General features: G+C 71.6%; 1 protein-coding gene. It reads left to right on the plus strand.

Going from position 1 to position 218, the window contains the following annotated elements:
- The coding region (locus HS99_RS47655; RefSeq protein ID WP_170066663.1) for a hypothetical protein at positions 1–218 on the plus strand (218 nt) is incomplete at both ends.

Here is a 218-nt window from a genome sequence, read left to right on the forward strand (position 1 = left end):
GACGGTCGTCACGACGGAAGCCGCCACGGTCGTCACGGTCACGGTTGAAACCACCCTGCGGGCGGTCATCGCGGCGGAAGCCACCACCCTGCGGACGGTCGTCGCGACGGAAACCACCGCGGTCGCCGCCACGGTCGTCAGGGTCGCGGTAGGACGGACGCTCGTCACGACGCGGACGGTCGTCACGCTCGTCACGACGGAAGCCACCCGGGCGGTCG

This window comes from Kitasatospora aureofaciens, from assembly GCF_001188955.3.
GTDB lineage: Bacteria > Actinomycetota > Actinomycetes > Streptomycetales > Streptomycetaceae > Kitasatospora > Kitasatospora aureofaciens.